Raw genomic sequence first — 12472 nt, 5'->3', positions numbered from 1 at the left:
CAATCGGAGTCAATGCTGCATTCTTGGGTCTGTTCATCCGTCCTCTCCCGAGATGGTTGGCTGGGCTTGGTAACCACAGCTTCCCAAATCAGGGACGGATGAACAACCTATTGAGACATCACAGCTAGGCCGCGCCAGTGCTAGCTTTCGACGGGGGCGACTGCCAAGTACCGCCAACAACAAGAGTGTCCGCCTCGCTACCCTCGCCCTGCTCGACGCGCTGATTGCTCTGACCCGGTTCGACTGGCACCTCAAGCTGGCCGTTGCCGCGTCAGACTCGGACTGTACTTGCCACAGGGAAATTACGCTGCCCGCTAGCGTCCGAAACCACGCCAACACGCCGCGGGCTTGGTATCTGAACAAGCAGGCCATGCCAAGAAGGACACTGCCAAAAACAGGATCAACAGCTCCATTGGGCGGAGTCTGTCAAACCGCGCCAACGGGCGCCACATCAGAGCGACTAGAAGGCAGGCGCTGAAAGGCGGCAGTGCGGCTCATATCTCTGTATCGCGCGTGCCCTTTGAGCGCTTGGCGCGGACCGTGTCCGCTTCGGCCTGCTCCATCTGAGTCAAAGCCTGCGAGCTGCCATGCAGTGAAAACCGACTGACCCTGAAAGCGCCGCCCTCCATTGCCATCGCGATTCCGATCTGCCCCGTGCTCTCGCGAGCAAGCCTGGTCATCAGATTGAAGTCCGCGATGATCATCCGATGGTATGTGGCGCCGGAAATCAGCTTGGGCGAACTGCAGATCAGTGTTGTGGACGCAGCGCCAAGGTTGCTGCTGATCAAGACAGGGATCGTGGCTCCTGCGTCACATCGCGTCTTGACGGCGAGCATCCAGAAGCACTTTTCCGTATCGTTGTCGCACCATTTGCCGAATATGCCGTCGCTCTGATTCATGGTGAACATATACGGAGCACCAGCATCGTCGCGCCCGACGTACCAGTCCCCATAGGGAGTTTGGGCGGCTGCCAGCAAGGGCGCCAGACAGAGGGCGATCAACAAGTGCCGTGCCGGACCCATAGTCAGCTCCTTTAGTCGAGTAGCCACGCGGACTTAGTACCTCGGTTGCCGGGCATGTTGCCGCGCTCTCGAGTGCCAAGAGCGCGGACTAACCCCTACTTAGGCCAACCGGATGGTGCAGCGGCTCTATGCGGGCGAAAGGTACAGCTGCGAGGTGGAGGGGGAACCGCCGACGGACGCCTAAATCACGCGCAGTTACGGCGCCGCCGCACTAGAGTTCCTGGAAAGCGTCGAAGGTGTCGCCGGGATTGCCCACGAACAACCTCACTGGCAGCAATCCCGAGGCGAGCTTCCTCAGGTAGGCCATGTTTGGCAGCGGCTCTACGAGCCGCATCAATTGCATTCCGACTTGGGTGAGCTGGAGTACCGCTAACGACAAAGTGATTGAGCCTGACTTCCTATGCCGCATCACCACCACCTTGCCGTTGTATCTAAGGGGCGAATCGTCCGGGTTCGGCGGCGCATCTGGCACGTTGATCTTTACGCTCAAAACCTCGCTGTCCACGACAAGCCCCGCCTCGCGTAAAGCGAGCAAATCATGCATCGACATACCGAACTCTTTGTGGTCTTCAGGTCGGGCCAATTTAATGACCCAGCCCTGGTCCATGCACAGGTACCGGAACCGCTGAAATGCCTCCGCCTCCGTTCGCGATAGGGCCCGCAGCACGTCGAGAGCGCGAAGCGAGTAGCTTCCGGGACGTGCTACTTCGCCCGCCAGAACCTTGCCCCAGATTTCCTGCATGTCAGCTGACGACACATCCTCAGCGAACTTGAAGAATCGTGTTTTCCAATCCTCGTCAACAGGCTCGGACGAAGCTGTTTCAGGCATTTGTGAAGCAGCAGACTCGGCAATCGCCTCCAAGTTCGCCTGCTTTCGAACTTCCTGAAGTTGCAGCCGCAGCGCGGCCCTCTCCTGCAGTGTGTTAGGCGATGGCAGGAGCTTCTGGCGTTCGACCTCCGCCTGCAGAGCTGCAATCTCCACGAGGCGTGCTTTCTCTACGTCGAGTTCCGCTCGACCAAGCAGTCTGGTGGCATCGGCTTGGGCTGCAGCTTCGCGCCGAATGCCGGTGGGGCGATACCAAGCACCCAAGCCGGACCTGAGCACTTCAATGAGCTTGCTCGCCGGCTCGCCCCAACCCGCCAAATCCTTGACTTGAAACACGGCAGCCCCCTCTCACCATCGAGCATTCATAAAGGAAGTGGCCCCTGCAGGGATCGAACCTGCGACCGTATTCGCCGCGAACGAATCCATACCGCTCGCGCTAAGCTGGTTGTGACTGTGGGGCAATCGCTTTCCTGCACTGCTCAGGAGGAATTTTGCTCTAGAACTTAGTGCGTTGCAGCGCGTCGGCGGTTTCTGCTCCAACCGAGAGAAGTGGCCTGCCCGGAGGGAATCGAACCCCCGACAACCTGCTTAGAAGGCAGGTGCTCTATCCAACTGAGCTACGGGCAGGTGAGCCTGCGCGGCAGCCTCCATCGTACCCGGCTTGCCGGCGAGGCTGTCGAGCCACTGCCCTGTTTCCGGCCACGCGGGCGCGGCTTCGTGGGCGGCGTTGGCCCAGGTCCACGCTTCCTGCAGGGCGCCGCGGCGCGAAGCGCAGATCGACAACTGCAGCCACGCGGCCACGCGCGTTTCCTCGTCGGCCGCGGCGCGTTCCAGCCAGCGCTGCGCGCCGGCGTCGTCGTTCGCCGCCATGTACAGCCGGCCGATCTGCAGCGCAAGGTCCGGATGCCCCGCGCCGTGGCGCAGCGAGCGCAGGTCGCAGGCGATCGCATCCGCCAGGCGCCCGAAGGCCGCATAGAGCAGGCCCAGCGCCACCCACGCGGGGCCGGCGCGCTCGGTGCCGTCGTCCCAGCGCGCCAGCTGCGCGTGCAGGCGCAGCACCGTCGCCAGGTCCAGCTGTTCCTGGTGCACCCGCACTTCGCCCAGGTGGCGCAGCACGTCGCCGCCGTAGTGCGGATCGAGAGCGGCGGCCCGCGCAAGCAGCACGGCGCGTTCGGCCGCGTCCGACGTCGTCGCCGCCAGCGCATGGCAGGTGGCGGCGCAGCCGGGACGCACCGCCAGCAGGGCGCGCAGGGCCGCGGCCTTGTCGGCAGTGGGCGCACCGGACGTCTCGATCTCCAGCAGGTGCTGCCAGTGGCGCTCGTCGTCGTGCCGCCCTTCCCACAGCGCCGCGAGATGGTCCGCCAGGAAGCGGTGGCGCAGCGGCAGGAAACCACTGCCGACCGAGCGCGCGATGGTGAGTTCCTGCACCGCGGGGAAGCGCTCGCGCAGCGCCGTCGCGATCACGCGCGGCCGCACCCACACGCGGTCCTGCGGCACCTTCACGAAGTAGTCGGTGTCGACGTCCAGGGCCACCGGCCCGGCTATGGCCAGCGCCGGCAGTTGCTGCCATTGGAGCGCCGTCACCGGCACGCCCAGCAGTTCGCCCTCGATCCAGCCGCCCGGCGTCCGGTGGAACGACGCGATCTGCTCCGGCGTGACGCCCTCCATCTGCTGCAAGGCGGCCAGCGCGCCACCGGCGGACGCGAGCACATGGGGCGGCAGCACCCACACGAGCCGGCGCAGCACGCCGATCTGCGCCGCGGCGTACAGGAAGTCCTCGATGCCATAGCAGCTGTCACGGCGCGGGCTCAGCGGATGCGCGCTCTCCAGTTGCGCGAGCTCGCCTGCACTGCGGCAAGCACGCAGGCGGGCGATCTTCTCGGGTGCGATGAACTGCAGGTCCAGGTGCGCGTCCAGGCTCACGACGGTCACCCCGTGCAGCCGGCGTTCCCGCCAGTGCGGCAGGACCGATGCATGCTCCTCGAAGACGACGGCGCGCGGCATGCTCAGGCCTCCTGGGGCTTCGTCGCCAGGAAGCGCCCCACGGTGAAGGCGCCCTGCGCGGCCGCTTCGCCCAGCTCCATCAAGCCTTGCATCACCAGCTGGCGGATCGGGTCCGGCGTGTTGCGCATCTCGGCGCCGATCGCATCGCGGTCGGCAGCCCGCGTGACGAACCCGCGCAGCAAGGGCATTTCCTCGCGCATGTCGCGCGCCAGTTCGACGCGGAATCCGGCCTGCGTCATCTGCGACGCGTACTCCGCGATGCTGCCCAGGGCGGGAATGGCCCAGCTCCTGCCTATGCGCGCCGCCCACTGGCTGCGCAGCGGCTGCGGCGCCTGTTCGCACTGCACCCAGTCTTCGCCGGCGAGCCGGCCACCGGGCCGCAGCACGCGCCACGCCTCGCGGAAGAAGCGCGCCCGGTCCGGGAAGTGGCAGGCCGACTCGAAGAACAGCACCACGTCGAAGCTGCCGCCCGGATACGGCAACTGGCTCGCCTCGCCGAGGTCGAATCGCACCCGCTCGGCCAGCCCGCGGTGCGCAGCGCCGGCGCGAGCGATCTCCAGCTGCGCCTGATTCGGCGTCAGGCCGCGCACCCGGGCGCCCGTGAGGCGCGCCACGTGGCACGCGGGACCGCCGACGCCGCAACCCACGTCGAGGACGCGATCGTCGGCGGTGATCCCGGCGCTCTGCGCCACCAGCGCTTCCATGCGCAGCTGGTCGCGCGGACCGATGGCGCCGTCGCTCTCGTAGAACCCCGTGTGCCAATGGTCACCGAGGAACTCGCGATAGAACGGGATGCACAGCCCGTAGTAGCTGTTGACCAGCTCGGGGCTGGCGGGCGCGCCTTCGCGCAAGGCCGCGACCACCGCGCGGGCGCTATGCGGTGCGGCCGTCGCAGTCACTTGGCGAAGGACCCCCGCGTGTACGAGGCCGGCGTGGCGAGGCTGCGCAGCTCGGGAAAATCGACGCGGCATCGGATGCCGGCGGGCACCTTGGCCTCGCCATTGGGCAGCTCCAGCCGCACGCCGAAGGTGCCGCTGGCGGTATCGAACACCGAGTCGATCACGGTGACCTTGGCGGTGTAGCGCCCGCCCAGTCCTTCCGGAACGATGTCAGCGGTGCTGTGCAACTTCAGCTTGCCCCAGGCGGCGAGCGGCAGCACCACCTCCACGCGCAAGGGCTCGACCTGCACCACCTTCAGGATGGCCTTGCGTCCCGTGCCCGCTTCGGCGAGGTCGCCGGGATTGAGCATGCGATCCAGCACGACGCCGTTGAAGGGGCTGCGCAAGGTGCGGCGGTTCAGCAGATCCTGCGCGTGGCGCTGCTCGAAGGCCGCCTGCTCCTTGTCCTCTCGCGCCTGCTTCAGTTCCGCGTCGAGGATGCGCTTCTCGGCCTCGGCCTCGTCGCGCTGCTGCGCGGAGACGAAGTTCTGCGTCTGCAGGTTCGTCATGCGGTCCAGCTTCTTCTGCGCGTACTCGAGCCGGTTCTGCGCCGATGCGAGCCGGCCCTGGGCGTCGGCATGCGCCTTGGCCAGTTGCACGGCGGAAATCTCCGCGCCCGACTCCAGTTGCACCAGCACCTGCCCCGCCTTGATGCGATCGCCCCGCTGCACGGTCACCTTCTCGATCACGCCTTCGACGGCGCTGCGGATCTCGACGGTCTGGTTCGGCTCGATCAAACACTCGAACGGGCCGGCCGACGCTGCGTGCGGCGCCAGCGCGGCGAGCGAGGCCAGCGCCCCGAGTGTTCCCATGCTCCAGGTCTTCATTCCCCTCTCCCGGTGAAGGCCAGCGCGCGATGCAGCTGGCGGTCCTGCCTGACTTGTGCGCGGCGCGTGGCCGCCTGGCGCCGCTCGGTCGCGTCCTGGCACCAGCGGCGCAAGGCAGCGAACACGACGGGCGGCACGCGCGCGCCACGCTGCAAGGCCTGGCGCAAGGCCGCCGCCGCGCGCGGCGCGCACAGCTCGAAAAGTTCGTCCTCCAGCGAGACGATCGCCTCGCTGCTGCCTGCATCGCCCTGGCGTGCGCAGCGTCCAACCAGCTGGCGATCCACCCGGCGCGAATCGTGGAACTCCGTGAGGATCACGTGCAGTCCGCCGCTCGCCTCCACGCCCGGGCCGAGCAGGATGTCGGTGCCGCGGCCGGCCATGTTGGTGGCGACTGTGATGCGGCCCGGCTGTCCGGCTTCGGCGACCACGCGCGCCTCCTCCGCGTCCTGCTTGGCGTTGAGCAGCGCGTACGGCAGCCCGCGTGCCTGCAGCACGGCGCTCACCTGCTCGGAGGCTTCGACCGAACGCGTGCCGATCAGCACCGGCCGGCCCGCCTGCGCCAGCGCCTGCGCGCGCTCGGCGACCCGCTGCCATTTGCCGGCGAGCGTGCTGCACACGGTGGTGCCCAGCGTGACGCGGCGCGACGGCCGGTGCAGCGGCACGCGCGCCAGCGGCAGGCCATACACGGCCTGGATCTCGGCGGCGGCCTCGGCCGCCGTTCCCGTCATGCCGGCAAGGTGCACGTAGCGGCGGAACAGGCGCTGGTACGTCAGCCGCGCGAGCGTCTCGCGGCGCGGCGTCAGCGCCACGCCCTCCTTCAACTCGATCATCTGGTGCAGGCCGCGTTCCCAGGACCGGTCCGGCATCACGCGCCCGGTGGACTCGTCGACGATCTGCACCTTGTCTTCCATCACGACGTACTGCTGGTCCCGCCGGTAAAGGTGCAGCGCGCTCAGGGCCTGCCGCAGCAGGTCCTCGCGCCCGCGCACCGAGGTCCAGGCACCACCGAGGCCCTCCGCGAAAGCGTCGAGCGCCGCGTGCCCGGCATCGGTGAGGATCACGCCGCGCTCCAGCGGATCCAGCTGGAAGTGCTCGCCTTCCCGGCAGTCGCGCGCGAGTTGCAGCGCGGTGCCGTTCTGCTCCGCCTCCCCGTCCAGGTCGCCACTGGCAGAGAGGATCAGCGGCGTGCGCGCTTCGTCGACGAAGACGCTGTCGGCCTCGTCGACGATCGCGAAGTAGAGGCCGCGCAGCACGGTGCCCTCACCGGCATCGGCCTGGCCGGCCATGCGCAGCAGGCCCTGGTGCAGCCGGCTGCTGCGCCCGCGCAGCGCCACGCGGTCGCGCAGGTAGTCGAACGCGAGTTCCTTGTTGGTGGCGTAGGTGATGGCCTGCGCGTACGCCTGCCGGCGCTGCTCGCGCTCCATGCCCTGGACGACCACGCCGACGCCCAGGCCGAAGAACGCATACAGCGGTCCCATCTTCTCGGCATCGCGCTGCGCGAGGTAGTCGTTGACCGTGATCACATGCACGGGATAGCCCGCCAACGCCATCGCGCAAGCGGGCAAGGTGGCGCAGAAGGTCTTGCCTTCGCCGGTCGCCATTTCCACCAGCCGGCCGCGCAGGAGGCCGTAGCCGCCCATAAGCTGCGTGTCGAAGTGCCGTTGTCCCAGCGTGCGCTGGGCCGCCGCCCGGATCAGGGCGAACGCCTCGGCGGTGCTGTCCAGCGTGAAGCCCGTGCGCCGCAGCCGCCCGCGCATGGCGATGGCGCGCTGGCGCAGCACGTCGTCCGGCAGCAGACGCAGCGAATCCTCCAGCGCATTGGCCGCATCGGCCAGGCGCCGCAATTCCCCCTTGAAGCCGGCCAGGCGGCGCTGCACCGGCGCGACGACGCCGGCATGCAGCGCGACGGCGACGCGGTCGTGCCAGCGCGGCTCGTCCTCGGCGCGCTCGGCATAGGGCCGCCCGCCGGCCAGCGCCACGTTGGCGAAGAGAGGTCCGGGCCTAGACATGGAACTGCGACAGGAACAGGCGGCGCATGCTGCGCAGCCACTGCTGGCCGATCGGTTCGGGCGGATGCTCGAAGCGCGCGTGCACCCGCTGGCCGAAGAACAGCGGCGTGGCGCCGGTCACGCCCTGCACCGCGACGTCGAACTGGAACGTGCGCTCCAGCGTGCGCTCGCCCCGGCTGTCGCGCGCGTCGGTCGCGAGCTGGCCGCCGCCTTCCAGCGCCAGCACGCGGCTGGGCAGGTATTCCTCGCCGGCCGGCACTTCGCGCTGCAGGTGGCCTTCGAACACGCGGTCCGGCTCGTGCACCAGACGCACTTGCACGCGGGTGGTCTCGGCTCGTACGACGTCGGCGGCGTCCTGGGTCGCCACCACGCGCGCGACCAGTTGCGGGCGGTCCAGCACGTACCCGATCAGGTCGCCTTGCTTCTGGAAACGGCCGGGCAAGTCCTGCGGCCGCTGCACCATGAACACGCCCGCCGTGTCGGCGCGCACGGTCAGGCGGGCGGCATGCTCACGCGCAGTGGCCAGTTCGGACTGCGCCGCGTTCAGCTGTTCCAGCGCGATCGCCGCCTGGGTGCGGTCATCGCGCAGGTGCGACAGGTACACCGCCTGCAATTCGGCGACCCGTCCTTCGGCGACCTCCAGCTTCGACTGCAGCGTCGGACTCGCGAGTTGCACCAGCACGTCCCCGGCCTCCACGCGGCTGCCCGGCGTGGCGACCAGGCGCACGACGAAGCCCTCCTCCGCCGCCCGCACCATCGCCGACGGCGGCAGCCAGGCCACGCCCTCCAGCACCGTGCGGAACGGGGCCGGCACCACGAACAGCAGCACCAGCACCGCCACGACGAAGCCCGCGATCACCGCACGCACGCGCTGGCGATGCGGCCGCAGCCGCGGGTTGCCCAGCTGCCGCAGCATGCGCACGAGCGGAATCACGGCCATCGCACCCACGGCCCACAGCGCCAGCAGGACGCCGACGAAGAAGAACTCCTTGGCGATGAACAGCGCGATCGCGACAGTCACCAGCACGCGATAGCAGGCGGAGAGCACGCCATAGGCCAGCAACCAGGCCTTGTCGCGCCGCGACACCTCCGGCGTGTCCACGTCGGTGGCGCCGAAGGCGTGGCGCTCCACCAGGTAGCCGATGTAGCGGGTCGCGCGCTGCGCGAGGTTGGGCATCTCCAGCAGGTCGGACAGGATGTAGTACGCGTCGTAGCGCAGCAGCGGGTTGCCGTTGAAGACCAGCGTCGAGACGCCGGCCACGACCATCACGTTGAACAGCACGGCGCGCGCCAACGAGGGCTCGGCCAACAGCCAGAGGTAGAACGCAATGGCGGCCAGGAACACCTCGACGGCCATGCCCGAGGCGGCGACCACGGCGCGATGCCAGCGGGAGCGGAACACCGTCGCGGCCGTCGCTTCCACGTACGGCACGGGGATCAGCACGAGCATCACGACGCCGACGTCATGCACTTCGCCGCCGCCGCGTTTCACCGCCGCCGCATGGCCGAACTCGTGCAGCGCCTTGATCACCGGGAACACCAGCCACAGCATCAGCAGGTTGCCCGAGGCCTTCACGCGGTCCGAGAAGTTGCCGGTGAGGTCGTCCCAGTGCAAGGGGAGCAGCACGAGCGCGGGCGCCACGACCAGCAGCCAGAGCAAGCCACCCCAGCGGCTCCAGAGCAGGTCGATGGCGGGACGCACGCGCTGCAAGAAGCGGTCCGGATCCCAGAGGTGCACGCGCAGCGCCATCGGGTTGAAGTAGGAGCGCTGGCGCTGCGAGCGTTCCTGCTGCTGCCCGCGTTCGAACAGCTCCGTGACGTCCGGGCTGACGTCGCTCTGCAGCAGGTCCGCCGCGTGCAGCTGGCCGAGCAGGCGGATCACGTCGTCCTGCGTCGGCGCATCGGCGCCGAGCTGCCGGTTGGTCAGCTCCCACAGCTGCTGCACGGTGCGTTCGCCGTTCATGGCGGCGATGAAGAAGCGCGCCGCCGGCGTGAAGCGATGCACCCGCTGCGACACGGGATCCTGCACCAGGTACCAGAGCGCGCCGCGGTAGCGCATGCGGTGCAGGCGCGCATGGCTGCGCAGGCGCGGCTGCAACTGCGCGACACGGTACCAGGAGCTGGAGACCAGGGCTTCGCTCACGGCTTCATCCCATCCAGCGCCAGGTCGTGAGCTGCAGCCATTCGATCAGCGGATGGGTCCAGATCCACAGCAGCTTCCGCTTGCCGACCTCCACCTTGCCGATGCCCTCCATGCCGGGGCGCAGGCGCGGCGGCGCCTGGTCCAGCTGCGCTTCGACGCGGAAGAAGTTGCGGCCTTCCTGCGCGGTGGAAATGGGCGTGACCTGGCGCACGGTAAAAGCCAGGCGGTCGAACGGCATGCCGGCCAGCGCGATCTGGCCGCGCTGGCCCGGCTGCAGTTCGGCGACGTCGCGCTCGTCGACGTGCAGCACCACGCGGTACGCGTCCAGCGGCGCGACTTCGAACAGCACCTTGCCCTGCTCCACCGGCGAGCCGAGCAGCTGGCTGAGGTCGCCCGTCACGACCACGCCTTCGAATGGCGCGCGCAGGATGGCGCGCTCCAGGCGCTCCTCCACCAGCCCGAGCTGCGCCAGCGCCTGCTGCTCCTGCGCCGCGGCGACCGTCATCGCCGAGCGCTCCTGCGCCGCCGCAGCCTGGCGATAACGCCTCTGCATCTGTTCGGCCTCCGACGCCCAGCGCACGCGTTCGAGCTTGAGGTCGCGGTCGTCGAGGCGGGCGAGCATCTGGCCCGCACGCACCGTGTCGCCGGCGCGCACGAAGCTCTCGCCAACGAAGCCCTGGAAGGGCGCGGCCACCGCGCGCTGCACGGCGCCTTCCACCACCACCTTGGCACTGACACGGTAGGGCCAGGTCGCGAAACCCAGCACCACGGCAGCGACCAGCACGAGGGCGGTCACCAGCTTGAGGCCGGGATGCCGCGGCCCGAAGAGCGCCTGGGTGGCCTCGCGGGCGGCGATCGTCGTGCGCTGCCAAGCGCTGCGCTGTTCGCGCTGCTTGAGCGCGAACACCGGGCCGAGCAGTTGCCCGAGCGTCTCCGCCAGCGCGAACTCCTGCGCATCGAAGGGCCGCTCGCGCTTGCGTTCGAGCACCAGCACGCCCACCGGCACGCGGTCGTCCAGCAGCGGAACGGACAGCACCGCGGCCTCGCCTCGCGCCGAAGACAACGCCGCCTGCGCCAGCCCGCCGACGGCGTCGGCCAGCAGCGGCGGGTGCACCTGCGCCTGGTCCAGGTCCAGCACCTCGTCCATCGCCTCGGCCAGCAGGCGCACGAAGTCGCTGCGCGGATCGAAGCTGGCCGTGTGCGAGATCGCCTCGACCACGCAGCTGTCATGCCGCGAGAAGCCGATGGCGACGCGCTCGCAACCGAGCCGCGCCGCCAGTTCGTTGGCCACCGCCAGCGCGGATGCGCGCAACGCCTGTTCCTGCAGCGCCGTCGCGACGGCCTGCGTGGCGAGCGCGAGGCGTTCCGCCCGCTGGCGCTCGGTGAGCACGTTGCGCTGGCGGAACTGGTCGACCAGCCAGGCGCTGCCCCAGTGCAGCTGCCGCAGCACGCGCTGCACTTCCGACTCGGGCCGGGGCTTCAGCTCCAGCACCACCGCGCCGTGCAGCGCGCCTTCCACCTCGATCGGATAGCCGATCATGAGGGCGGCCGCAGCGGTGGCAGGCACCGTCCCCTCCTGCACGACGCCCCGACGCTGCTGCAGCGCCGCCTGCGCCGTGGGCCCGAGATGCACGAGGTTGTGCGACGCGTCGGGCCAGGTGGCGACGGGGCTGTAGCTGCCATCGTCGCCCGGCCCGAGCAGGACCAGGCCCCCCTGCGCCCGATCCACCTGGGCGCACAGCAGCGCCAGCCAGCTGTTGCAGAACTCCGCGGTACTGGCCGGGGCGGCGAAGCGCGCCCACTGCGCGGATTCCTGCCTGGCGTGCGTGCTGTCCGCCAGTGAATAGATCGATGCTCCGCTCATCGCGTCTCCGTGCGCCGTCGCGCCCGTTCATGCCCACCGCGCGGGCTGCAGTCCCGCGCGGGCCCTGCCTCAAGCCGCTGCCGGTGCCTCCTCCACCTGTTCCTCGCGTGGCTGCTGCGAACGCGTCAGGACCAGCTTGTCCTTGACGACCGAGAAGTTGCGCATGGACTGCAGGTGCAGGTAGATCAGCTCGAGTTCGTCGGTGGCGGCGAGCTGCGCCAGCGTGTCGCCGGACAGTGCCTTCAGCTTGGCACGGTCGACGGCCTGGAAGCCGCCCAGCGACATCTTCTCGCTGCCCAGCGTGAACTGCGCGCGCATCGGCTCCAGCAGGTCCAGCTCCACCAGCTTGCGGCAGAACGCCTGGGTGCGCAGGAAGTGCGCGCGGTACTCCTGCAGGAACTGCAGCACGTTGTCGACATAGGGCGTCTGCTTGCCCTCCGCGTCGAACAGCGGCTCGCCGCGCCCGAGGTAGTTCAGGCCCTGGAAGGCTTCGTCCACGCACAGCGTGAAGGTCTTGCCGTCGTCGTTGGCGGAGAAGACGAAGGGATAGCGGCGGATGAACGCCGGCAGGTAGCTGGCGTTCCAGCTGTCGTCCTCCTTCACGTACAGGTTCTCCCCCGAGCGCGCACCGAGGATCACCACGGGCAGGACCTCGGCGCCGTTCTGCGCGAACACGATCGCGTACTCCGGCGCGGCCTGCGGGAACTCCACCGCCATCAGCGGGACGGAGTTGATGCCGCGGGCAAAGCCGTAGCCCTTGCGGAGTTCAATCGAGGCCTTGCCGTGGCGCCCGCTGGAGACGGGAACGGCGGTTTCATAGATCAGCAACTGCGTCATGG

The 12472-nt window shown here is 69.0% G+C and carries 8 protein-coding genes and 1 tRNA gene; all 9 read right to left on the bottom strand.

Going from position 1 to position 12472, the window contains the following annotated elements:
• Positions 1–494: 494 nt before the first annotated feature.
• Positions 495–1004: a hypothetical protein gene (locus JJB11_RS11205; protein ID WP_201170534.1), complete on the bottom strand. Its 510-nt coding sequence runs from the start codon at positions 1002–1004 to the stop codon at positions 495–497.
• 229 nt (positions 1005–1233) lie between these two features.
• Positions 1234–2184 carry a DUF2806 domain-containing protein gene (locus JJB11_RS11200; RefSeq protein ID WP_201170532.1) on the bottom strand — a complete coding sequence of 317 codons (951 nt, stop codon included), beginning with the start codon at positions 2182–2184 and terminating at the stop codon, positions 1234–1236.
• Positions 2185–2398: 214 nt separating this feature from the next.
• Positions 2399–2475, bottom strand: a tRNA-Arg gene (locus JJB11_RS11195).
• Positions 2476–3854: 1379 nt separating this feature from the next.
• A complete protein-coding gene (locus tag JJB11_RS11185) occupies positions 3855–4751 on the bottom strand; it encodes a methyltransferase domain-containing protein (RefSeq protein WP_201170530.1) in 897 nt (298 codons plus the stop codon).
• Positions 4748–5617, bottom strand: coding sequence for an efflux RND transporter periplasmic adaptor subunit (locus tag JJB11_RS11180; RefSeq protein WP_201170518.1), 870 nt, complete (start codon positions 5615–5617; stop codon positions 4748–4750). The genes JJB11_RS11185 and JJB11_RS11180 overlap by 4 nt, the downstream gene beginning before the upstream one ends.
• Entirely contained in the window at positions 5614–7626 is a 2013-nt protein-coding gene (locus tag JJB11_RS11175; protein WP_201170516.1) for a preprotein translocase subunit SecA, read from the bottom strand. The genes JJB11_RS11180 and JJB11_RS11175 overlap by 4 nt, the downstream gene beginning before the upstream one ends.
• Positions 7619–9769, bottom strand: coding sequence for a hypothetical protein (locus tag JJB11_RS11170; protein ID WP_201170514.1), 2151 nt, complete (start codon positions 9767–9769; stop codon positions 7619–7621). The genes JJB11_RS11175 and JJB11_RS11170 overlap by 8 nt, the downstream gene beginning before the upstream one ends.
• A 4-nt stretch (positions 9770–9773) precedes the next feature.
• On the bottom strand, positions 9774–11633 hold the full coding sequence (locus JJB11_RS11165; RefSeq protein ID WP_201170513.1) for a GAF domain-containing protein: 1860 nt from the start codon (positions 11631–11633) through the stop codon (positions 9774–9776).
• A 69-nt stretch (positions 11634–11702) separates the two neighbouring features.
• Positions 11703–12470: a SapC family protein gene (locus JJB11_RS11160; protein WP_201170511.1), complete on the bottom strand. Its 768-nt coding sequence runs from the start codon at positions 12468–12470 to the stop codon at positions 11703–11705.
• Positions 12471–12472: the final 2 nt, after the last annotated feature.

Source organism: Ramlibacter ginsenosidimutans (genome assembly GCF_016654015.1).
Taxonomy (GTDB): Bacteria; Pseudomonadota; Gammaproteobacteria; order Burkholderiales; family Burkholderiaceae_C; genus Ramlibacter; species Ramlibacter ginsenosidimutans.
This window is presented reverse-complemented; position numbering and strand designations above follow the sequence as displayed.